The following is a 22742-nucleotide window of genomic DNA, read 5'->3' as shown; positions in this document are numbered from 1 at the left end:
CCCCACCCCGCCACACCGGATGGGCACTCGCACACACCGACCGCTCCGCCACCCCACCCCTGATCATCCCCTGAGGAGGGCCCATCCCATGATCGTTCGCACCCTGGAAGAGATCACCGACACCGAGCGGGACATCGTCACGCCGAACTGGCGGAGCAAGCGGATCGTGCTCGCCGGTGACGGTGTCGGGTTCTCCGTGCACGAGACGGTGCTGGAAGCCGGTTCGATCAACGACTTCTGGTACGCCAACCACATCGAGGCCGTGTTCATCACCGAAGGTGAAGGCGAGCTGTACGACAAGGACAACGACAAGACCTACAAGGTCGGTCCCGGCTCGATCTACGTGCTGAACGGGAACGAGCGCCACCAGCTGCGTCCGACGACGCAGATTCGCACGGTGTGCGTGTTCAACCCGCCGGTCACCGGCCGCGAGGTGCACGACGAGAACGGCGTATACCCGCTCATCACCGAATGACCCCGTGAGTGCCGCGGCCGCCTATAGGCGGCCGCGGCACTCACGGTCCTGCGACATCGTGCTCCCGGCGCACGAGCAGCCCCGGCGGTAGCGCGGCCAGCGCCTCCTCGTCCGGGGTAGTCGCCCGAGCGGCCAGGATGGCCGCGGTGTCCTCGTCGGCGGGCAGGAACGCCTCTAGGTGTAGCTCGGCGAGGGTGACGTCCACGGCGGTGGCGAACGAGGTGAGCGTGGTGATCAACCGCAGCTCACCGTCGGCGCCGCGCAGCCGCAGCGGAACCGCGAACCCGAGGTGCTCGGGCCCCGGTCGCGGTGGCGGCAGGTAGTCACGCAGCTCCGCCAGCAGGTCGTCCAACGCCGGATCGGGACCGCGCGCGGCATGGTCCCGCAGGTTCTGCAGGATGTGCTGGCCCCACTCAGCCAGATTCAGCACCCTCGCGGCCACCCCGTCCGGGTGCAACGCGAGACGCAGCACGTTCACCGGCGGGCGCAACAGCTCCGCCGAGACACCCTCGGTGAGCACCGTGATCGCGGCGTTGGCGGCGACCATCCGCCCGCGCGGTCCGGTGACAATCGCGGGACACGGCAGGTGACCGATCAGAATCTGTTCGAGCGCCCGGATAGCCGGCCTCAGCGCGGCGTCATCCAGTGACGACTCGGGAAACAGCGGCGCGTAGCCGGCGGCGTGCAACATCGCGTTGCGTTCCCTCGGGGACAGCCCCAGCGACTCCGCCAACCGGACGACCATCGTGCGTCCCGGCCGCGACCGGCCCTGCTCCATGTAGCTCAGGTGCCGCTGGGTGGTATCCGCTCGGATCGCCAATTCCAGCTGGCTGAGCCGGCGTACTCCGCGCCATCGACGCAGCTCACCGGCGAACCGGTTACCGGGATCGGGGGTGGTCACCTTCGAATTCATAGTCCTGCTGCCTCGCCCGTGCCATTCCCTGCCGGGTATTGAACGGCGATCCCGACCGGAACAGGGTTGCGGTTCACCGAGGAGATGAGCGAGGAAATGCGGAGCTATCACGTCGAATACGGTGGTGGTCTGGACAGTCTCACCATTCGTGACCATCCAGTTCCGGAGCCCGGCGCCGGCGAGGTACTCGTCCGGGTTCGGGCCAACTCACTCAACTTCCGCGAGCTGAGCATCCTGCGGGGCCAGTACCCGTTGCCGGTGAAACCTGACGTCGTCGCGCTGTCCGACGGCGCCGGCGAGGTGGTGGCGACCGGCTCGGAGGTCGATCAGGTACGGGTCGGTGACCGGGTGGTCGGGGTGGTGTTCCCCCGGTGGGCCGACGGCCCGTTCTCGTTCGCGGTCGCCGACCAGCTGGGTGGCTCGTTGGACGGCATGCTGACGGAGTACGCGGTGCTGCGCCAGGACGCGGTGCTGCGGTTCCCCGACCACCTGAGTTTCTCCGAGGCCGCCGCGTTGCCGTGCGCGGCGGTGACCGCCTGGAACGCGTTGACCGGCGGCCGGGGAGTGGCCCCGGGGGAGACCGTGCTGACCCTGGGTAGCGGCGGGGTGTCGCTGTTCGCGATCCAGTTCGCGGCGCTGCTCGGCGCCCGGGTCATCGCGACGACCGCGCGGCCGTCGAACGTGGACCGACTGACCGCGCTCGGCGCCGCCGAGGTGATCGACCGAAGTGCGGCATCGGACTGGCCGGACCAGGTGCGGAAGCTGACCGGCGGCGTCGACCACGTCATCGACGTCGCCGGGCACCTCGACGATTCGCTGCGATCCGTGGCGCTGGGCGGCGAGATCGCCTTCGTCGGGACACTCGCCGGCGCAGAGCCCGTCGACCCCAGGTCGATCTTCGCGGCGGGCGCCGTGCTGCGACCGATCGCACTCGGCAGTCGTGCCCACTTCAGCGCCATGAACGAGCTGATCTCGACACATCGGCTCCGTCCGGTGATCGACACGGTCTTTCCGTTCGAGCAGGCGGTGGAGGCCTATCGCTACTACCGGGACGGCCAGCCGTTCGGCAAGGTCGTGATCGCGCACTGAGCTCGGACGAGCACCCGAGCACCGCGCACCGCCGGCGAGTCGGGAACGTGGGCACACCGAGTCGGGCGTCCGAGCACACCTTTGTGCTGTCACACTCGACTCAGTGTGCTGCGCTCCCCGACTCGCGGGGCGGAATCTCCCGACTCGCGCTGACAAATCTCCCGACTCGCGCTGACGAATTCCCCGACTCGCGGGTTAGAGGGGGGTTGTCAGGCGGTCCAGGAGGGAGTCGATGTGGTTGCGTAGGTAGAAGTGGTCTCCGGGGTAGATTTCGGTTTTCGCGCCCGCATTCGTGTGCTGGGACCAGGCGTCCAAGTCCCCGGGATGGACCACCTCGTCGGAATCGCCGCCGGAGACCAGGATCGGGCAGTTCAGCGGGGCGTTCGCCTCGTTCCAGGTGAATCCGCGATAGAGCGTGTAGTCCGAATCCAGCGTGTGGTGGGCCTGGGCCAGCAAGATCGGCTCGGCGCGGATCTCGTCCGGGATCAGCGCGAGCGCCTGCAGCGTGGTCGGGCTGTCGCGCAGGAACATCCGCTCGTACAGCGCGGCCATCCCGGCGCTCGCCGGAGCCGGCGCCGCCGACACCCCGACGACCGTCAGACCCCGGGTCGTCGCGTCCAGCAGCCGGGCCACCTCAAAGGCCAGCAGGCTGCCGCCGCTGTGCCCGAACAACGCGAACGGGCGGTCGTCGTGATCGGCCCTGATCGCGTCGGCGATGTCACGGGCCAGCGACGCCAGCTCGGTGCGCGGCTGTTCGCCCGCCCGGTCCTCTCGGCCGGGCAGCTGCAGGGAGTGCACCTCGACGTACTCGGGCGCGAGCGCCGCCCAGCGACGGTAGGTCGACGCCGAACCGCCCGCGTGCGGGAAGCAGTACAGCCGGGCCCGCGCGTTGGGCCGGGGCACGAACACCCGGAACCACCGGTCCGCCGGCTGGCCATTCGACGGAGCGATCTCCTCCCGGCCGCCGTGCAGCTCCATCCGGTGCAGCAGCAGGTCGGTGATCCGGGGGATGGACGGGTGCGTCCAGATCACGTTCGCCGGCACCACCGTGTCCAGGTCCTGCTGGGCGCGGTTGCGCAGCTGCAGCACGGTGAGCGAGTCGAACCCGAGGTCGGGCAGGTGGGTCGTGTGGTCGATCCGCTGGCTGCTGCCGCCGAGCAGCTCCCGCACCACGTCCGTCAGGTACGTGCCGAGCAGCCTGCGCCGCGCGTCGGGACGAGCCGCCACCAGGTCGGCGCGGATGCCGCTGTGCCGGGCGTCGTCGGGTTCGGCGGCGACCGGGAGATCGGCGAACAGCGGCGACGCCGCCGCGGCCGGGGTGCTGGCGAACCAGTGCCCCGGGTCGTAGGTGAACACGCCCGCGTTGACCCGTTCCTGATCGAGCAGTGTCTCCAGCGCGGCGAGGCCGTCGGCGGTGCGGAACGTCGCGTAGCCGCGCTCCCCCAGCTCGGTCGCCCTGCCGTGCTCGCCCCAGGCGCCCCAGTTGACCGCGAGGGTCCGGGCGCCGCGGGCGCTGCGCCACCGGGCGAACGTGTCGAGCCAGTCGTTGGCCGCCGCGTAGTTGGCCTGGCCCGGTCCGCCGAGCAGTGAGGCGATCGAGGAGAACAGCACCATCCAGTCCAGGTCGTGTCCCCGGGTCACCTCGTGCAGCCGCCACGCGCCCTCGACCTTGGGTCGCCACACTCGGTCGAGTCGTTCCCCGTCGAGGTTGCGCAGGGCCGTGTCGTCGAGGACGGCGGCCGCGTGCAGGACCCCGCGCAGCGGCGCTCCCCCGTCGGTCGCGGCCGCGACGAGCAGCTCGGCGACGCCGTCCGAGGCGATGTCCCCGAGGACCACCTCGACCTCGGTTCCCTGTTCGCGCAGCTCAGCGATGGTGCGGCCGGCTTCGTCCGAACCGACCGAGCGACCGCTCAGTACGACCCGAGCGACTTTCTGGTCGGCGAGCCACCGGGCCATCCGAAGACCGAGACCACCCAGGCCGCCGGTGATCACGTAGGCGCCCCCGGGCCGCACCACCGGCGTGGACCCGACCGGGGCGACCACCTCGACCTGGCCCTCGGCGGGGACGGTGAGCACGAGCTTGCCGATGTGGCGGGCGGCGGCCATCGTGCGCAGCGCCGTCCCGGCCTCGGTCAGCGGATATTCGGTGCACGGCAGCGCGGCCAGCGCGCCACGGTCCAGCTGGGTGGCCAGCTCACCGAGCAGCTCGCCGATCAGCGCGGGGCGTTCCCTGGCGAGCAGCGCGATGTCCACCGACGCGAAGGTGATGTTGCGCCGGAACGCGGCAAGCGGCAGCGCCGAGTTGCCGACGATGTCGCGTTTGCCCAGCTCGACGAACCGGCCGCCGATGGCCAGCACGTCCAGGCCCGCGGTGAGTCCGTCGCCGGAGACCGAGTTGAGCAGCACGTCGACGCCGCCGGTGAGCGCCCGCGTCTGCTCGACGAAGTCCAGCGTGCGGGAGTCCATGACGTGCTCGACGCCCAGCTCCCGCAGGTAGGCCCGTTTGCGCTCGCTCCCGGCCGTGGCGAGTACCTCGGCGCCGAGCAGCCGCGCGATGGTGATCGCCGCCAGCCCGACACCGCCGGTGCCCGCATGGATGAGAATCCGTTCACCCTCGGTCAGCCGCGCCACGGTGACCAGCGAGTACCACGCGGTCAGGTAGGCCCCCGGGATCGCGGCGGCCTCGGTGTCGGACAGCACGTCCGGCACCCGCACCACGAGCGAGGACGGGACCAGCGCGAAGGTGCCGGCGACGCCGTCGTGGAAGGCCATCACTCGATCCCCGACGGCCAGCCCGCTCTCCCCCGGGCCGATCCTGGTGACCGTTCCCGCGCATTCCAGGCCGAGATCCCCGCAGGTACCGACGGAGACGACCCCCAGCTGGGTCATCACGTCGGCGAAGTTCAGCCCGACGGCGCTGACCCGGATCTCCACCTCGCCCTCGGCGGGTTCGGTGCGTGGCCTCGGCACCAGTCCGAACGTGTCGAGCTGTCCGGGTCGGGCGATGCGGGCGACCAAGCCGTCGTCCGCCCAGCTCAGCGTCCGGGTCGGGCGGGTGCGCCAGTCGCCCGGGTCGGGCGGTGCGGCAACGATCCGGGGCAGGTCGCGTGCACCGTCGCGCCAGCGGACCTCGTCCTGCTCGGTGTCGGCGAAACACTCCCGGACCAGGTCGGCGGCAGTGTCGACGTCGACGAGGGTCGTGCGCAGCGCCGGGTACTCGCACATGACGGTCCGGGCCAGGCCGCGGATACCGGCGTGCTCCAGCGAGTGGCCGTCGACGGCGATCCACAGCCGTGGGTGGTTCGGAGTCGAACCACCCACGGCGTCGGCACTGGCGGCGTTGCTGTCGGCCTCGGCCAGCCGCACCGCCAGCCGGGCCGCCGCCAGTACGTGCTCGGTGTGGCGGTGCCGTGTCGTCCCGGGAATGAGCAGGACGTCGGAGAAGGTATCGGCTGTCCGGGCCCCGATGTTGCCGTGCGGGCCGTTCTGCACCGATACCGAGACACCCGAATCGACCAGCCGCCGGTGGACCGAGGCGGCCAGCGGGCCCTCGCCGACGACCAGCCAGGTGCCGCGCGGGGCGGGTTCGGCGGTCAACGGTGCCGGCGACCAGGTGACGGTGTGCAGCAGCCGCTCGTGCGGCAGGTGCCGGCGCGGCCGGGGAGCGAACCGCACTCCGTTCGCCTGTGCGAGCACCGCACCGGCGTCGTCGAGCAGCGCGACGGTGCCGGTCAGGCCGCCGTCGCCGACCAGGAGCTCCGCGCGGCAGTAGCGCGCCGCACCGGTCTCGGCGAAGACCCGCAGGTCCTCGATGCCGACCGGGAACATGAGCGAACCGTCGGTGTGCAGGTCGCGCACGCACAGCAGCACGGCCTGCAGCGCGGCGTCGAGCAGGACGGGGTGCAGCGCGATCGGCCGGACCAGCGCACGGGCCGGCGCCGGCAGGGTCACCTCGGCGAGACATGTGTCGGCGTTCGGCCGGTGGATGGCGGTGAGCACGGTGAACGCCGGGCCGTACTGGTATCCCTCACCGTGCAAGGCGGCGTAGCAGTCCTCGGCGGTGGAGCCGTCCGACGGTTCGACGTCCATCGGCGCCGGAACGGTCGGCTCGGACAGGCGGTGCAGCGTGGCGGTGGCGTGGGTGACCCACCCGGTCTCCTCGCGGGTGCGCACGGTGAGGCGGGCCTCGTCGGCGCCGCGCCCGGTCAGCTCGATGCTGGCCGTCGTGCGCGCGTCCAGAGCGAGGAGCTGCTCGAACCGCAGCGCGGACACGGCGATCCGCTCAGGCCCGCACTCGAAGTGTCGTGCCGCGGCGGCGAGCGCGATCTCCGCGTACGCCGCGCCGGGCAGCACGGTGACGTCGTCGACCCGATGATCGGCCAGCCACGGGTGCTCGGCGGTGCCCAGCTCGGCCAGCCACAGGTGCGTCGTGCCCTGACCGGCGGGTACCTCGGTGTGCGTACCGAGCAGCGGGTGCTCGACCTCGCCGGAGGGGTCGCGACGACCGGGGTGCGCGAGCGGGACGTCGATCCAGTGCCGCTGCCGGTCCCAGACGGTGGTCGGCAGGTCGAGCAGCGTCCCGGGCGCGGTGTGCTCGATCGGGACGCCCGCGCGGTAGAGGACGCCCAGCTGGGTGGCGATCGGCGTCGGTTCCTCACATCCCCTGGTCAGGGTGTGGGTGACCAGGGCGTCCGGGTCGATGTCGCGCAGCGTCTCGCGGATCGAGTGGGTGACCACCGGGTGCACCGACACCTCGAGGAACGCGGCGTGCCCGTCCTCGGCGGCCGCGCGCACGGCGTCGACGAACTGCACGGGCCGGCGCAGGTTGTCCCGCCAGTACGCGCCGTCGCACGCCGGTTCCTGGCGCGGGTCGTCGTGCACCGTCGAGTAGAACCGGACCGTCGGACGCTGCGGCCGCAGGACCCGCAGCGCCTCCTCGACGCCGCCGAGGTGTGGGTCGAGGTGCGGGCCGTGCGAGGCGACGTCGGTGGCGATCTGGCGGGCCATCAACCCCCGTTCCTGCCAGCGGGCCAGCAGTTGCAGGGTCGGTTCGGGGTCGCCGCCGACGACCGTGGAGCTGGGTGAGGACACCACCGCGACCGTTACCCCGGGTAGGAGCTCCTTCTCGGCGTCGTCGCGGGGCAGGTCGACCGAGACCATCGCGCCGGTGCCGGCGGCGAGGGTCAGCGTCCAGGAGCGTCGCCAGATCGCGGTGACCCCGTCGGCGAGCGACAGCGCACCGCTGGTCACGGCGGCGGCGACCTCCCCCATCGAATGGCCGATGACCGCGACCGGCGCCAGCCCGTGCGACCGCCACACCCGCGCCAACGCGACCTGGCAGGCGAACAGGGCGACCTGGATGCGTTCGATCTTCGGTGACAGTTCGTCGGCGGTGATCACCTCGGTCACCGAGAACCCCGCCGCGTCCTGGATCAGCGGTTCCAGCTCGGCGATCGTGTCGGCGAACGCGGGCTCCTCGGCCAGCATCCGCCGCCCCATGCCGGCCCACTGCCCGCCCTGCCCCGGGAAAACCCACACCGCACCGCCCGCCGCCGCCGGCCGCGCGGTCCCCCACGCCACCGCACTGCCCCCCGCACCGTCCCCTCGCGACGACACGAATGTGGCTTTAGGGACGTTGAACGTCCCTAAAGCCACATTCGTGCCATCGGAAGTGGGGGCGGAAGCGGGGTTGGGGGCGGGGTGGGCGGCGGCGAGTGCGGTCAGGTTGGTGATGAGGTCGGCGGTCGTGCGTGCGATCAGGGTCGCTCTCGTGGGGTGGGGGGAGCGGCGGGAGGACAGGGTGTGGGCGACGTCGGCCAGGTCGGGTTGCCGGTCGGTCAGCCAGTCGGCGAGGCGGGCGGCGGTGGGGCCGAGCATGCGGGGTGACGTGGCCGAGATCGGGATCATCACCGGCCGGTCGTCGCCGGTCGACGGCTCGGACGGGGTGTCCGGGGCGGACTCCAGGACGACGTGGGCGTTGGTGCCGCTGAAGCCGAACGAGGACACCGCCGCGAACCTGCTGGGGCCCTCGACCGGCCACGGGGTCGGCTCGGTCGGGACGAAGAACCGGGTGCCGTCCGGGGAGATGTCCCGGTTCCACCGGCGGAAGTGCAGGTTGGGCGGTACGACGCCGTGGCGCAGCGCGAGCACGGTCTTGATGAACCCGGCGATGCCGGACGCGGATTCGAGGTGCCCGATGTTCGACTTGACCGAGCCGAGCGCGCACCGCCCGGAGCCGGTGCCGTAGACCGGGGTGAGCGCGCGGAACTCGATCGGGTCGCCGACCGGGGTGCCCGGCCCGTGCGTCTCGACCAGCCCGACCAGCCCGGGGTCGATGCCCGCGCGAGCGACCGCCTCCTGGTAGACCGCCCGCTGCGCCGTCTCCGACGGGGCGACGAGCCCCTGGGACCGGCCGTCCTGGTTGGTCGCCGCCGCCCGGATGACCGCGAGCACCCGGTCACCGTCGCGGGTCGCGTCGGCGAGGCGTTTGAGCACGACCAACCCGACGCCCTCGCCGCGCACCAGGCCGTCGCCGCTCTCGTCGAATGCGCGGCAGCGCCCGGTCGGGGAGAACATGCCGAACCGCGACGCGGACAGCATGAACTCGGGGCTGAGCATGACGTTCACCCCGCCGGCGATCGCGAAATCGACCTCCCCGGCCTGCAGGCTCTGCACCGCGAGATGTGTTGCGACCAGCGACGACGAGCAGGCGGTGTCCAGCGCGATCGCCGGCCCGTGCAGCCCGAGGGTGTAGGACACCCGCCCAGCCGCGGTGCTGTGGGTGTTGCCGATCGTGGCGGCGTAGGCGTCGAGGTGTTCCCAGTGGCCGGCCAGGCGCAGCGCGTTGTCGGTGTTCCAGATGCCGACGAACACCCCACCCGCCGAGCCCGCCACCTCGCGGGGCGGGATCCCGGCGTTCTCCAGCGCCTCCCAGGACGCTTCGAGCAGCAGCCGGTGCTGCGGATCGAGCGAGGCCGCCTCACCTGGGGACAGCCCGAAGAACGCGGCGTCGAACCCGGTGACATCGTCCAGGGTGGCCGCCCACCGGGTCAGCACCCCGTTCGGCACGGCGCGGTCGCGGTCGTAGAAGGCGTCGACGTCCCACCGGTCGAACGGGCCCTCGGTCACCGGGTCGGTCTTGCTGACCAGCAGCCGCCACAGCTCGTCCGGCGAGGTGACCGAACCCGGGAGACGGCAGGCCATGCCGACCACGGCGACCGGCTCGGCAAGTCGATAGGTCACGGGGTTTCTCCTCCTACAGCGGCAGGTTGCCGTGCTTCTTGGCGGGCAGTTCTTCGCGTTTGGTGCCCAGCAGCCGCAGCGCGTGGACCAGGCGGTCGCGGGTCTGTGACGGTGCGATGACGGCGTCGACGTAGCCGCGTTCGGCCGCCGGATAGGGCGAGTTGTGGGTGCGCTCGTACTCGGCGAGCAGCTCGGCGCGCCTGGCTTCGGGGTCGCGGGACTCGGCCAGCTCGCGGCGACCCAGGATGTTGATCGCGGACGCGGCACCCATGACGGCGATCTCCGCGGTCGGCCACGCGAGGTTGATGTCGGCTTTGAGGTGCCGCGAACCCATCACCACGTACGCGCCGCCGTAGGCCTTGCGCGTCACCACGGTGATCTTCGGGACGGTCGCCTCCGCGTAGGCGTAGAGCAGCTTCGCGCCTCTTCGAATGATGCCGTTCCACTCCTGGCGCGTGCCGGGCAGGAAACCGGGGACGTCGGCGAAGGTCAGGATCGGGATGTTGAACGCGTCGCACCACCGCACGAACCGCGCGGCCTTCTCCGAGGCGTCGATGTCCAGCGCACCCGCGCCCTGGATCGGCTGGTTCGCCACCACCCCGACCGCCAGCCCCGCCAGCCGCCCGAACCCGCACAGGATGTTCGGCGCGAACAGCTCGTGGACCTCCAGCCAGTCGTCCAGCACCGCGTCCAGCACCACACGCATGTCGTACGGGCTGCTCGCCGAGTCCGGCACCAGGCAGTCCAACGCCCGCAACGCCTCGACGTCCGGTGCTCGAGGCGGACGGGCCGGGGGCTCCTCACGGTTGTTGCCCGGCAGGTAGGACAGCAGCTCCCGCACGTAGTCGAGCGCGGCGGCCTCGTCGCGCGCGAGGTGATGCGCGTTTCCGGACCGGGCGTTGTGCGTGTGCGCCCCGCCCAGCTCATCGAGGGTGACCGGCTCACCGGTGCTCGCCGCGAGCACCTCCGGACCGGTGATGAACATGTGCGACGTGCCCTCGACCATCACCACCACATCGGTCAACGCCGGCGAGTACGCCGCGCCACCCGCGCACGGCCCCATGATCAACGAAATCTGCGGGACCACACCGGACAACCGCACGTTGCGGGTGAAGATCTCCCCGTACAGGGCTTGCGCGGCGACACCTTCCTGGATGCGGCCACCCGCGCCGTCGTTGATGCCGATGATCGGGCAGCCGATCTTCGCCGCCCAGTCGATCGCCTTGCAGATCTTCTGCCCGTACACCTCACCCAGCGCACCGCCGAAGACCGTGAAGTCCTGCGCGAACAGCACCACCGGGCGCCCGTCGACGGTCGCGTGGCCGGTCACGACACCGTCGCCGAGGGGCCGGTGGTCCATGCCCATGGCTGGTGAGCGGTGCCGGGCGAACGCGTCGAGCTCGACGAAGGACCCCGCGTCGACCAGCGCATCGATGCGCTCGCGCGCGGTCTGCTTACCCCGCGCACGCTGCCTGGCCAGCGCACGGGCCGATCCTCCGGCCGGCGGCTGTCCTTCGAACAAAACATTCGACTTACAATTCACAGAACGCCCACAGACTCTTCACAGCCACTGTTGCGAGACGCGGAACTAACCCTTTCGACGACCCGCTGAATTGATTGCGGGGGTAACTCCACTGTCATCCGAAGCAAAACTCAAGTAGCTGTGGCCTGAGTCATAGTCGCTCGATATAGGCTACTGAACTATAGCCAGTCAGGTTCTCCTGGGACGGAAGCGACCATCAGCGGGCTTGATGATCTTCATTTCATACCCTGTTCTTGGCCAGGTCACGGCGAGGTCGGCTGGACGCTCCGCCGTTTCAACAGCCTCGGAATTCGTCGCGCCGGGCATCGAGAATGAGCACTGAACGCGATTTTTAGAATTCACTGAGAACGCAGTCGGCAAGCACCTGATGATTGTCCCGCTCAGGCACCGAGACGGCGATGATCAATTCCTCGGAACGGCGCCAGACCCTGGCCAGCAGGGTCTCCCCCGGGTACACCACCCCGGTGAACCTGGCCCGGAACCGGCCGACCCGGGTCGGGTCACCGTCGAGCAGAGCATCGACCACGGCCTTGCACACCATGCCGAACACACAGACCCCCTGCATGATCGGCCGCGCCAGACCGGCTCGCCTGGCCAGCTCGGGATCGACGTGGACCGGGTTGTTCTCCCCGCACATCCGGTACAGCAACGCCTGCTGCGGCAGCGTCCTGACCAGCAGGTTCGCCGTTGGCTCGCGGGCCGGAACCTGAACTTGCGCGACCGAGGGCCCACGATCGCCGCCGAAGCCACCCTCACCGCGCGCGTAGATACTCGAGGTGATCGACATCAGCCGCTCGCCCCCAGCACCGCTCAGGTCGGCTCGCTGGACCAGGATCGCCGCCGACCCCTTGTCGTGGATGTCGACGACCCGCGCGGAGGTCCCGGCCGCGCCGTCCGCCGACAGGGGTGAGAGCACCTCGATGTCGAGCCCCGCCTGCAACAGTGATCCGAGGTCGAGTTCCAGCCCGGGAAAGACGATCTCCGGTGAACGGTCCCGGTAGTGGATCGGTGCGGCCACACCGAGCGCGGCGGGCGCGGTCAGCCCGAATGTCGGCAGCACCTTCGGCGCCGGGCCGTAGACGTAGCGCAGCTCGCCGGGATCGGTGAAGTCCGCGCCCGCGCCGATCGCCAGGTGGTAGCGGATGACATCGGCACTGGTCCAGGCGAACTCACGGCCGGGCAGCTCCAGCCCGATCGCCAGGTCCGGGTCGATGGGCATGTGGCACATACTGCCGTCGGCCTGCCAACAACGCCCGTTCGCCTCCCCGCCACGTATCTGGACCCCGCCGGGCGTCGTTAATACTTGATATGGGTTCGATTCGTCCGCTGGTCGCCACGCTCATCGGTGTCACGGTGGTGCTCGGTGCCAGTGTGGCGATCGCGTTGCTGATGGCGGTCAGCGCGTCCCCGACGCCGCACACCGTGCCGGTGCAGCTGCACCCGGAGCCCTCGGCGCCCTCTTCCACTCCCCCGCCGCCGATCGCCCCTCCGCCGCTCGCGGCCCCTGAGCCGACCGTCGCCCCGACCACCCGGGTCGTGCCGACCCCGGCACCCAAGCCGGTGAGCACCACGAGCGCCGCGCCCAGCAAGACCTCGCGCCCCACGGAGACCAGGACCTCCGAGCCGACGACCACGTCCTCGGAGCCGCCCACCGAGACGTGGACCGAGACCGAGGACCCCACTCCGGAGTTCACCCCCGCGCCGCGCCGCAACGTCGACCGTGAGCCGGCGCCACGCATGCCGGAGCCCGCGCCGAACTCGCCCGAACAGATGCGCGACCGCATGCAACGCGAGACCGCGGGCAGGATGTGCGAGCAGTATGGTTTGTCCCGGGACATGTGCGAGAGAGCCGCATCCGGCCAGTAACGTGACGGTTGAGCACGATGAGCACAAAAACCCGTCAGTGAAATACTGACGCCGTGGCAACCCCACCACATTCCAGCCAGGCGGAGGTCGACGCCGCCGTCGCGCGGATCCTCCGCCGGCACGAGCGAATCGACGATCCTCGCAGGTCAGGGCTGGGTACCGAACCTCGAGACGTCCTCGACCACCTCACCAAGCATTCTACCGGCCTACCCCGATGGGTCGCCGCCGCCGACACGCAGGACGCACTGGTCCTGCTGACCTGGCTGTGGTGGGAGGACCGACGTCGCGAACGCGCATTACTGCGCCGGGGACTGCACCTGGGACTCACCCTCGGCGAGCTCGGCGGACCACTCGGCGTCGGTACGAGACAGGGTTTGCGTGACCGTCTGGACCGCCTCGACGCGTTGCTCGCGTTCGACCGGCCCGACGAGAAACTCAGCAGGGAATCGCGCCGTGACCTCGCCTCACAGGACCGCCGAGCTCGGTGGCTGCAGGACAACCACGAACGCGTTCGCACGTGTCTGACGTCGCTGCTGGCGCAGGTCGCCCGGCTGCCCGAACTGCTGCCGGACGACACATCCGACGGCGCGTCCACGGGTGCCGCGCGTACCGATTTCGACCTCGAGGACACCGCCGAGACCGCGTCCTGGATCGACGAGCTGCGCGCCGATGTCGATGCCGATGAACTCACCCCGGCGACACTGAGCATGCTCGGTCTCGCCCTTCCGTCGCTGCGGATCGCGGCGCATCGGGAAGGCTTGGATCCGTCCCATCTGATGATGCGCACGCTGCGCGACGCCGACCAGCTGCGTGCAGACTTCGCTCGTGCAAGCGGCTAGTTCAGACCCTCGCCTGGTTCGGTCAGCGCGTCACCTCGATGGGGCGGCCACCCGCCCATCCCGGCCGTAGTGGCCGGATTCTCCAGGCGGCCGGTGACATCTGTGTCGAAGCGATGGCCATGGTCCGAAGAACGAGTGGCCGGGTGGCCACGGCCGCATCAGCGTGGCCACATGGCCGCGCACCCAGCGCCTCTCACTTTGCCCTGACGTCGCATCCTGCGCTCGGCCATAACTGGCCATAACTGGCCATTCTTCGCTAGAGTTTCCCAAGAGCGGTTGATGTTCCCGCTGGTCACAGTGTTAGAAACCTACATATGAGACCTCATATGTAGGCGCGGACACCGCATCAGCAGTTCCATCATGTTGATGCACATCCGTCCTCTGTTCTGTTGTGATCGCAGATGTCACCGCTTGGTTCACCGACGTTGTCGAATCCGAACACTCTGGCGTGTCGCCATCAGTTGACTCCGACAATGCCCTAGCATCTGCCGCAGCCGAGACACCTGACGCACACCCGTCAGGTTCATCATCCGAAGACTGAGCGGAGGACTCTGACGTGACTACGGACGTATTCACCGATGCGTTCACCGCTGCGCTCGCGGATGAAGTCGTAGCTGCTTCCTCGTATTCACCATGTGCTGACTCCGTAGCTGCGTCCTCATCCGTGGCTACACACGAGGACAGGTATGAAACACCAGCTGTGGAAGCGGACGCGGCCGTATCACATGCCTCATCGGAGGCAACGGACGGCAAGTCGGATGAGGCCACGTCCGAGTCAACAGCTAAGCCATCATGTGATGTGCCGGACGATCCCTCATCGTGGGCCACCTATGAGTGCTCATCGGATGATGTGTACGAGAGAACAGACGACCACTCAGCGGAGGTCGAGTATGATCCCTCATATGCGTGCTCCTCTGGTGCTACCTATGCATGTGCCGATGAGGACTCCGAAGGTGACGCAGCCGCGTCATCACATGGGGTAACACGTGCCGACACACGTACGAGAACACGTGATACCGCGTACGACATCCCGCATGCTGTCTCCGACGACGACACAGCTGATACATCGGACGAAGCATCGGACGATGCCTCGTCTGAGCCATCTTTCGAAACCACTGACGACACAGCAGAAGACAGCGCATCCGCGCCAGCCGAAGACAACACAGACGATGGCGCGGACGTGAACACCGACGACGACACAGCGGGCTGATCCGATGACTCCACTGACGTTATCCAGGAAGGCGGCAGAGATGGCGGCCCACGTGCAGCCTCATCCGTCGGCACTGCAGCGAGTGGTGCTGGTGGCCAATCAGAAGGGTGGCGTCGGGAAGACCTCGATCGTCACCGCGCTCGGTGGGCTCATCGCCCGCCCCGAGCGCCGGGTACTGCTGATCGACGCCGACCCGCAGGGCAACGCGACGACCAGCGACCTGGGTGTCGAGGGCGACCGGGGCCGCAGCCTGACGATGGCGCTGCAGTACGGCGAGCCGCTGCAGGTGCTGCGTGACGTCCGTCCGGGACTGGACCTCGTGGCGGGTGGTCCGCTGCTGGCCCAGGTCGGCGCGCTGACCGCGACCGCCGCCCAGACCGGCCTCGACATCGTCGGCAACCTGCGCCAGACCCTCGCCCAGGTGTGCGCGGAAGGCAACTACACGGTCGTCCTGATCGACTCCGGCCCCGGTGACGCACCGCTGCTGGACGCGTTGCTGCGCACCACCCGCTACCTCGTGGTGCCGACCCGCGACGACGACGCCTCGCTCAGCGGTGTCGAGCTGTTGGCGCTGCGCTACCTCAAGGCCCGCCACGAGGGTGCGCCCGTCCAGCTGCTCGGCGTCGTCCTGTTCGACGCCAACCCGCGCGCCACCACCCGCAACGGCCAGGTCCTCGCCGATCTCGACATCGTGCTGGACGGCTCCGGCGCGACGTGCTTCCAGACGATGATCCGCAGCGACCGCGCGGCCGCGCTGGACCTGCGCGCGGCACACCTGACTCCGGCCGAGCTCGTCGAGGCGGCCGCGTCGCAGAGCCGCAGCAGGCTCGCGCAGCTGCGCCGGGGCGGCAAGCACCGCGCGGACAAGGACTCGGGCGAGGAAGAGGAGGTCCGGTTGTGGTCGCGGGATCCGTCCGCGCTGGCCAGTGACTACCAGTCCCTGGCCCGTGAGCTGCTGGGCCGCATCGCGACCATCGAGAGAGGACCATCGGCATGAACCGCCGCAGGCCGGCGTTCGACCCCTCCCGGTTGGACGACCTGGACGATCTGCTCCCCATCCCCGAGCCGGCGCCCCAGAGCCCGCCCGCGCAGCAGGCTCCCGCCCCGCAGGCGCCGACGACTCCCGCGCCTCGGGTGGATCAAGGCAGCGTCACCGAGGCTCCCCGACCCGCCGCGGTCGCGCCACCGGTCCAGACACCCACTCCGGCACCCACCCCGGCGCCGAGGTCGCAGCCCACGCAGGCACCGGCCCAGACTCCGGCGCCGAGGGCTCAGCCCACCCAGACCCCGGCGCCGCGCGCGCCTCGCGGTCACGGGGGTCGCCCGGTGACCCGGCGCAGCCCGTCGCCCACCAAGGTCCGCGACGAGAGGTCGGCGACCGGTCGGGTCCCGGTGGCGGTGCGCATCCCCCGGCTGCTGTACGAGGACGTCAACAACGACCTGCTCTCCGGCCCTGAGCGACCGTCCTACGGCCAGCTCGTCGTCTGGACCTGCGAGGACCATTCGGACAAGGTGGCCGACGTCGTGCGGTCCGCGCGGCCGCAGCCCGGTTCACGACGTCCGCGCGGTCGCCGTCTGGCCGCGGACACCGTCCAGGTCACGTTGCGTCTGACGCTCGACGAGCGGGACCTGCTGGACGGGATCATCGACGACGTCAAGCTCGGCGGCCCCGGTGGCGTGGTGACTCGAACCGAGGTGGCCACCGCCGCGCTGCGCCTCGCGCTCGAAGCAGCACCATCAGAATAACTATCATATGATCCCACATATGCACTCTCATATGTTGAGCCATACGTGACCGAGGATGCCGCCCCGGCGGCGATGGGGGAGTAGGGGGCGCCTGATGGATCTCGCCGAGCTGATCAAGACGGTCAGAGCCAGCGGCGCGGCCCACCCTCTGGACGCGGTGGACATCGGCAGCTCTCCGGAGCCCGGCGCCTGCGCCGCGGGCTGCGGGCTGCCCTGCACGATGCGAATCAACGGCGTGCGCCTGCACATGAAGTGCTTCTTCGACCAACTGGCGGGCACCAAGCCGGTCGCAACGGCTCAGCCGAGGACCGTCAAGCGCGAAGGCGAACAGCCGGCCACCCCAGCTCCGCAATCCACCCAAAGCCAACAGCCGGCCAAGCCGGCTCCGCGAGTCTCCGAAGGAGTTCCGGCGAAGGCCGGCGCACTGAATGTCCGCACCCAGGCTCCCCAGTCGGACGGCGGCTCCCAGGGTGACAACAAGCGCGCGCTCGGCGACGAAGGAGCTTGTTCTTCTGGGAGTACCCCCGAAGCGAAGCGAGGGGGTGGTCACAGAAAAACTCCGCGCGGGACAGGCCCTATGAGACCGGCGGGGGCTTTGGATCGCAACGGCCTGTGGCTTCCCGGGGCCGCCGCAGCGGAGCCGGTCCCGACCCCGATCGACATCGCGGCCGCCTACCAGCTGGGATTGAAATACCAACTCAGGCAGTTGTGGATTCACCCGTCCCTGCACGAGCAGCTGGACATCCCGGCGAAGCGGGACCTGACCCTGGCGCCGACCGACGGCCTGGAGCACGAGTTCACCGCGTCGGAGTCGATGGTGTGCGATCCGGGCGGGTTGGCGGCGTGGGTGAACGTCAAGGCGATCACCGGAGCGGACCGTCGGGTGGCGGTGGTGTTCCCGGCGTACGAGACCCGTTGTGACTGGCGCAGGGCGCGTGACGGGCAGTCGTTGCTGGCGGCGATCCTGATGCTGGGCGCGGAGCTGGGGGAGAACTACTACCTGTCGCCGAACGAGACGGGTAAGGCGTTGGTCCGGCGGACGGCCAGTTCGGATCCGGCGGTGTTGGGCGAGGCGGACATGCCGGAGCCCGCCGGGGACCTGGTGCATCCGCACCTGTGGGCAAGGCACCTGCTGGACGAGGAGGACGACGACTCGGCGTGGGTGCACCGCTACGACCTCAACGGTGCCCAGCCCTCGGTGTTCGGCGCGATCTATGTGGCGACGGCCCCGTACGGGCACGTCCCGGACGCGACCTTCGAGCCGAAGGTGCACAAGAACAGCGCCGGCTACTGGTTGGTGAACATTCCTCGCGAGGGGCACGGGCTCGACCCGAGGCTGCCGGATCTGCTCAAGCCGTTGCGGCAGATCGACGAGCGCGGGAAGTCGGAGGGGGAGCCCGCCTGGTTCTGTACCGACTCGGTGGTGCTGCTCGCCGAACGCGGTGTCCCGTTCACGATCCACGACGCCTACATCGCGGACAGCTCGGTGCGGATCCTGCGCAAGACCAATGATCATTACCGGGCGGCGCGCACCGCGTTGCTGGCCGCGCGGGATTCCGACGTCCCGGGTGGTGCGCTGGCCTACGGCGTGCTGAAGTCGGTGTTCACCTCCCGCATCGGCGACTTCGCCCACGAGGGCGCCAAGATCTACCGGCCGGACATCCGGGACGCGATCATCGCCCGTGCCGCGGCGAACCAGTACCGGCGACTGCGCACGATCGCATCGGGCAAGGACTCCGACCCGAACGACCGGGGCACCGGCCGGTTCCCGCTGGCGGTCTACGAGGACGCCGTCTACTACGTCTCGCCCGACCCGGACCCGGTGTCCGCCGCGCCGGCGGGACTACCGTTGGGCACGGAGCTGGGCCAGTACTCGCACGAGGCGAGCCTGCAGCTGTCGGTGGTGCGTGAGCACACCGGCACCCGTAACTTCCACCGCTCCTACACCCGTGCGCTGCGCGGCGCGATGAAGGGCGGACGCTGATGCCCCGGGGCTACCCGGACTGGGACATGTCGGGGGAGACCGAGGACCGGATCGCCCGCGAGCTGGCCGCCGAGGTCTACCGGGGTGTCCCGCCCGGCACGGACAGCGTCGCCGCCGAACGGCAGGTCGGCCGCGAGGAGCTGACCGCGAGGCTGGCGGGTACGTCCGACCGGTCGTCGCGGGCGTGGAAGACCGCGCGGGACAACCTGACCCGCTGGCGTTCCGGGCGCCGCGCGATCGGTCCGCGCAACGCGGCCAAGCTGCGCGCGGCGGTGGAGGCGGCGCGACGGGACCGGATCCGGGAGTCCCGCGTGGTGAACGTGACGATCACGGCGAACTGGCAGACCTCGCGGACGGCCTGGATCGGCAAGGCCGTCGCCGACCTGACCGGTGAGGATCTCGCCGACTTCCTGACCGCGCTGGAGCAGCGGGACTACGTCGGCGCGCTGCAGATCGCCGCCGAGGCCTACGGTCTGGACCCCGAGTTCGTCATGTCGATCAACGAGCTCGGCGAGGTCACCGTCTCTTCGGACGCCATTCCAGGCAACTGATTCGCACTCGATCCGTGCCCATCGCTGGCTGAACTCGGCCGGCTTCGCACACCTTGATGTCGCGTCGCAGACGTCCCGACATGTGCGAGGCAGCACGAAGGTGTGCGAGGTGCGGTGGGCCGCGCGGCGCGAGACACGCGGATCGGTAGCAGCTCGCTGCTAGGCTGCGCGCACTTCTGAGGAGAGTGAGGGCGGGCGATGCGGTTCGCGGTGATTCATACGGTGCGGGTCGGGCAGCGGGTGCACCGCAAGGTGCGGCTGGTGATCAACGGGGTCCCGGAGCGGACCGACGCCGGTTCGATGATCTCGGTGCTGGAGGCCTCCGGGCGCGCGGGCGAGTTCAGCGAGGCTGGCGTGGCCTGGGGGAACCACGAGGTACGTGTGGCTGAACGATTGCCCAAAGGAACGGTGGATTTGGACACCGCGCCGACGGTCGACTGGTCGTCGATGGTGGATCAGCAGACCGTTCGGCGTATTACCCTGCGGCTGGATGCACCGATTTACGACAAGGTGTTGCTCGCCGCGAAATGGTCCGACCGCTCGATCCAGTCGTGGTGTGTCGAGACTCTGCAGACCGCGGCGCTGGCCGCGGAACGGGAAGTCGCCGGACCCGCCGAGAAACCGCGCCGAACCCGCGCGGCCGGCACGACAAAGCGCCAGTCCAGCGCACAACCCAAGACCCGCGCCAAGACCCGGTCCAGCAAGTCAGTGGAAAGTGAAGGCGACGAAACATCCGGATAGTTGCAGGTTGTCCGGCATATCGGGGCGCCCCGGTGACAGAATCGCGGCCTGTCTTATAAGCTCCACTGATTCGTGGGACCGATTTATTTCCAGTCGTGCCCCGATCTCGTTCCCTCACTCGCACGGAGGCATGCCGCGATGGCACAGAAGGTCATAGTTTCCCTTGTTGATGACCTGGACGGCGGCCAGGCCGATCAGACCGTCCAGTTCGGTTTCGAAGGTAAGAACTACGAGATCGACCTATCCAGCGACAATGCGGCCAGGTTGCGCGATGCACTGGCCGACTACGTCGCCGCTGCCCGCCGGCCGAGCGCATCCCGGCGTGGCTCGAAGGCCGCGGCGGGTTCGACCGCCGGCTCCGGCAACACCGCCGCCGTTGACCGCGAGCAGAACCAGGCCATCCGGGACTGGGCGCGCAAGCGCGGCATGAAGGTCTCCGAGCGTGGACGCATCCCGTCCGACGTGCTCGAGGCGTACCACCAGGAGAACTGACCGGCAGGGGCGCGCCGCCGCCCCGCACGCAGCGGTCCACGAAGAAGCCGCCAGGGTATCCACCCTGGCGGCTTTTCGCTGTTCACAGGCGGTATCACCAGCCTGGGCGCAGCCTCGGCTTCAGGGCCGGTTCGATCATGTCCGTACCGTGTCCTGGGAGCGCGGGTAAGAGTTTTCGTTAACTTCGGCGCGCCGACTAGGATTTTCGTAAATCTTCCAGCATGATCCCCCCATGACGCGTTCGAACAAGAATCCCGTCGGCCGTCCCCGGATCGAGCAGCCCGAGATGGTCTGGGGTCGCGTATCGGTAGAGGTCAAGGACGAGATCAACGATCTCGCGGACCGGCTGGGCATCCCGAAGTCCCGCGTTGTCGCGACTCTGCTGGAGGTTGGCCTCGCCAACCAGGGCCAAGCTGAGTTCCCGCGGTCGACCCGGATCCCCGAGCAGCAGCAGGAGCTGCCGTTGACCAGAGCTTCCTAAATAAACAAGGCGGCCCCGAGGGGCCGCCTTGTAGCGATCACGTCGAGCACCGGCTGCCACCCGTGCATCGACAACTCACACATCAGCCCCACTACCCAGGAAGGGCCGCTGTCGCATGCGTACAGTAACCCGGAACGCTGCCTTCGCGCGAGTCACCACACGGTCCCCACGGCATATTTTCTGCGCATATATCCAGCTGTCACCCGTTTGCGCGAGTCTGCTGCAGGTTTTAGCTCACTCCCAGCAAGCAACTAGACCCATCGTGGCCGTGCTGGCCCGACGATGAGTGTCCGGGTCCAGGCTCTGGTGTGGCAGTCGGACATCGGGCCGGTCAACAAACGCATGGTGTTGCTCGCTCTTGCCGACAACGCCAACGACGCCGGGCTGTGCAAGCCCGGTATCGCCTACCTCGTCGGTAAGACGGGGATTCCCCGCTCGACGATGTTCCGCGTCCTGAAGGCCCTCGAGGACGAGGAGCTGCTCCAGCGCCGTGCCCGCAGACGGGAGAACGGCTCGCGGCGGTCCAACGCGTACCGCATCAATCTGGAGCTTCTCGCGGGCCGTAAACGGACCATCACCAAGAGCGAGGAAGACGAGCTCGAGGCACTGTTCGACGACGAACCCCCGGACAGCGACCAGGAGGAACCGACTGGTCAGCCACATGGTCCCGTTCCGGGACCATGTACCGAGGAGGCTGAGATCTCCCCTGGTCAACAGCATGGTCCCGCAGCGGGACCCAGTGAGTACATAGTCCCGCTGCGGGACGGGGGTGGTCCCGCTGCGGGACGGGCCGGGGGTCCCGCAGCGGGACCCCTTGAACCATCAGTTGAACCATCAGGGGGAGGGGGAGGCGCTCACGCGGCGTCCGCAACGGCACCCGGGCAGGAGTCGCTGTTCCCGAACGACCCCCCACCCCCGATTCGTCGAGTCGATGTCCACGACCGGACGAGCTGGCTGTGCGAGGAGCACCGGTCCCTGGAACCCGGTTCGGAGCGCCCCGCCTGCGGCAAGTGCGCCCGGGTCCGGGAATGGGCCCAGGCCCGTCTCGCCGCGCAGCTGCGCACCGCCGAGGAAGCGGCGGGAGCCGAGGCCGCCGCACGCGCCGAAGCCGCCCGCGACTGCCGCTGGCACGACACCGCCGGCTGGGTCCTCGACCCCGACACCGGCCTGGCCATGGAACCCGCCGTGCGCTGCGATCACCGCAGCTCACCCCGCGAAATCAAGAACCGAATCAGCGCCCACCGACGCACCCCCGACAGCGTCGCATCCGACGAAACCCGACGACTCGCTCTCGAAGAAATGGCGCGCTACACCAAACGGCCGACCCCACCCCGTCCGCGTCGCGGCAATCGGTCACCGTCAGTAATTGCATCAGGTAGGTCACGATGAGCGTGTCGCAGAGCAATTTCGAGATCACCGATGAGCGACCGGCCTCGCGCGGCGCCCGCTCCGACCGGTTCGACGACGCATCCGTCCCCGAGTTCGACCGGCAGCCGCCGCAGGATTTGACCGCGGAGCAGTCGGTGCTGGGCGGGATGTTGTTGTCCAAGGACGCAATTGCGGACGTCGT

Annotated in this window: 16 protein-coding genes and 1 pseudogene; 13 read left to right on the top strand and 4 right to left on the bottom strand. The window is 69.4% G+C overall.

The window, feature by feature from the left end; all coding sequences use genetic code 11:
• The first annotated feature begins 88 nt into the window (after positions 1-88).
• The gene (locus G406_RS0122720; protein WP_028935549.1) at positions 89-475 is read left to right on the top strand and encodes an ectoine synthase; all 387 of its coding nucleotides are present in this window, start codon (positions 89-91) and stop codon (positions 473-475) included.
• Positions 476-515: 40 nt separating this feature from the next.
• Here G406_RS0122720 and G406_RS49075 read toward each other — a convergent pair whose 3' ends face one another.
• Positions 516-1388 carry a helix-turn-helix domain-containing protein gene (locus tag G406_RS49075; RefSeq protein WP_051342533.1) on the bottom strand — a complete coding sequence of 291 codons (873 nt, stop codon included), beginning with the start codon at positions 1386-1388 and terminating at the stop codon, positions 516-518.
• A gap of 84 nt (positions 1389-1472) precedes the next feature.
• On the opposite strand from G406_RS49075, the gene G406_RS0122710 reads away from it, so the two are divergent.
• Positions 1473-2477, top strand: coding sequence for a zinc-dependent alcohol dehydrogenase family protein (locus G406_RS0122710; protein WP_211241236.1), 1005 nt, complete (start codon positions 1473-1475; stop codon positions 2475-2477).
• Positions 2478-2672: 195 nt separating this feature from the next.
• Here G406_RS0122710 and G406_RS49070 read toward each other — a convergent pair whose 3' ends face one another.
• From G406_RS49070 to G406_RS0122695, 3 genes and pseudogenes are all read right to left on the bottom strand, one after another.
• Positions 2673-9719, bottom strand: a complete 7047-nt coding sequence (locus tag G406_RS49070; RefSeq protein ID WP_051342532.1) for a type I polyketide synthase — start codon at positions 9717-9719, stop codon at positions 2673-2675.
• A 13-nt stretch (positions 9720-9732) separates the two neighbouring features.
• Positions 9733-11214: pseudogene (locus G406_RS49065) on the bottom strand (acyl-CoA carboxylase subunit beta); the annotation flags it as partial.
• A 379-nt stretch (positions 11215-11593) separates the two neighbouring features.
• Positions 11594-12481, bottom strand: coding sequence for a MaoC/PaaZ C-terminal domain-containing protein (locus G406_RS0122695; protein WP_028935547.1), 888 nt, complete (start codon positions 12479-12481; stop codon positions 11594-11596).
• An 89-nt stretch (positions 12482-12570) separates the two neighbouring features.
• On the opposite strand from G406_RS0122695, the gene G406_RS0122690 reads away from it, so the two are divergent.
• The 11 genes from G406_RS0122690 to G406_RS56065 form a co-directional block, all read left to right on the top strand.
• Positions 12571-13128, top strand: coding sequence for a hypothetical protein (locus G406_RS0122690; protein ID WP_028935546.1), 558 nt, complete (start codon positions 12571-12573; stop codon positions 13126-13128).
• A gap of 53 nt (positions 13129-13181) precedes the next feature.
• Complete coding sequence (locus G406_RS0122685; protein ID WP_051342530.1) at positions 13182-13967, top strand: hypothetical protein; 786 nt, start codon at positions 13182-13184, stop codon at positions 13965-13967.
• Between the two features lie 1250 nt (positions 13968-15217).
• The gene (locus G406_RS0122680; protein ID WP_051342529.1) at positions 15218-16174 is read left to right on the top strand and encodes a ParA family protein; all 957 of its coding nucleotides are present in this window, start codon (positions 15218-15220) and stop codon (positions 16172-16174) included.
• Positions 16171-16923, top strand: a complete 753-nt coding sequence (locus tag G406_RS58475; RefSeq protein WP_211241235.1) for a hypothetical protein — start codon at positions 16171-16173, stop codon at positions 16921-16923. The genes G406_RS0122680 and G406_RS58475 overlap by 4 nt, the downstream gene beginning before the upstream one ends.
• Positions 16924-17500: 577 nt before the next feature.
• Positions 17501-18907, top strand: coding sequence for a hypothetical protein (locus tag G406_RS0122665; RefSeq protein ID WP_156935093.1), 1407 nt, complete (start codon positions 17501-17503; stop codon positions 18905-18907).
• A complete protein-coding gene (locus G406_RS0122660) occupies positions 18907-19458 on the top strand; it encodes a hypothetical protein (protein WP_028935540.1) in 552 nt (183 codons plus the stop codon). The genes G406_RS0122665 and G406_RS0122660 overlap by 1 nt, the downstream gene beginning before the upstream one ends.
• 198 nt (positions 19459-19656) lie before the next feature.
• On the top strand, positions 19657-20199 hold the full coding sequence (locus tag G406_RS0122655; protein ID WP_028935539.1) for a hypothetical protein: 543 nt from the start codon (positions 19657-19659) through the stop codon (positions 20197-20199).
• Positions 20200-20337: 138 nt separating this feature from the next.
• The gene (locus G406_RS0122650; RefSeq protein WP_028935538.1) at positions 20338-20691 is read left to right on the top strand and encodes a histone-like nucleoid-structuring protein Lsr2; all 354 of its coding nucleotides are present in this window, start codon (positions 20338-20340) and stop codon (positions 20689-20691) included.
• Between the two features lie 232 nt (positions 20692-20923).
• Positions 20924-21172 (top strand): hypothetical protein, encoded by a 249-nt coding sequence (locus tag G406_RS0122645; RefSeq protein WP_028935537.1) that lies wholly within the window; start codon positions 20924-20926, stop codon positions 21170-21172.
• A gap of 282 nt (positions 21173-21454) precedes the next feature.
• Complete coding sequence (locus G406_RS57210; protein WP_156935092.1) at positions 21455-22561, top strand: helix-turn-helix domain-containing protein; 1107 nt, start codon at positions 21455-21457, stop codon at positions 22559-22561.
• Positions 22558-22742, top strand: a 185-nt coding sequence (locus G406_RS56065) for a DnaB-like helicase N-terminal domain-containing protein (protein WP_342666233.1), incomplete at its 3' end; no start/stop codon positions are given. The genes G406_RS57210 and G406_RS56065, both read left to right, overlap by 4 nt.

Source organism: Actinospineispora spinosispora DSM 44797 (assembly GCF_000429025.1).
Taxonomy (GTDB): Bacteria; Actinomycetota; Actinomycetes; order Mycobacteriales; family Pseudonocardiaceae; genus Pseudonocardia; species Pseudonocardia spinosispora.
Note: the sequence above shows the minus strand (reverse complement) of the source record. Positions and strands in the feature narration are given on the sequence as shown.

Excerpts from the sequence above, each read along its gene's own strand:
- G406_RS0122720 (WP_028935549.1), top strand. The coding sequence starts at position 89 with ATGATCGTTCGCACCCTGGAAGAGATCACCGACACCGAGCGGGACATC.
- G406_RS49075 (WP_051342533.1), bottom strand. The coding sequence starts at position 1,388 with ATGAATTCGAAGGTGACCACCCCCGATCCCGGTAACCGGTTCGCCGGT.
- G406_RS0122710 (WP_211241236.1), top strand. The coding sequence starts at position 1,473 with ATGAGCGAGGAAATGCGGAGCTATCACGTCGAATACGGTGGTGGTCTG.
- G406_RS0122695 (WP_028935547.1), bottom strand. The coding sequence starts at position 12,481 with ATGCCCATCGACCCGGACCTGGCGATCGGGCTGGAGCTGCCCGGCCGT.
- G406_RS0122690 (WP_028935546.1), top strand. The coding sequence starts at position 12,571 with ATGGGTTCGATTCGTCCGCTGGTCGCCACGCTCATCGGTGTCACGGTG.
- G406_RS0122680 (WP_051342529.1), top strand. The coding sequence starts at position 15,218 with ATGGCGGCCCACGTGCAGCCTCATCCGTCGGCACTGCAGCGAGTGGTG.
- G406_RS58475 (WP_211241235.1), top strand. The coding sequence starts at position 16,171 with ATGAACCGCCGCAGGCCGGCGTTCGACCCCTCCCGGTTGGACGACCTG.
- G406_RS0122665 (WP_156935093.1), top strand. The coding sequence starts at position 17,501 with ATGAGACCGGCGGGGGCTTTGGATCGCAACGGCCTGTGGCTTCCCGGG.
- G406_RS0122660 (WP_028935540.1), top strand. The coding sequence starts at position 18,907 with ATGCCCCGGGGCTACCCGGACTGGGACATGTCGGGGGAGACCGAGGAC.
- G406_RS0122655 (WP_028935539.1), top strand. The coding sequence starts at position 19,657 with ATGCGGTTCGCGGTGATTCATACGGTGCGGGTCGGGCAGCGGGTGCAC.
- G406_RS0122650 (WP_028935538.1), top strand. The coding sequence starts at position 20,338 with ATGGCACAGAAGGTCATAGTTTCCCTTGTTGATGACCTGGACGGCGGC.
- G406_RS0122645 (WP_028935537.1), top strand. The coding sequence starts at position 20,924 with ATGACGCGTTCGAACAAGAATCCCGTCGGCCGTCCCCGGATCGAGCAG.
- G406_RS57210 (WP_156935092.1), top strand. The coding sequence starts at position 21,455 with ATGAGTGTCCGGGTCCAGGCTCTGGTGTGGCAGTCGGACATCGGGCCG.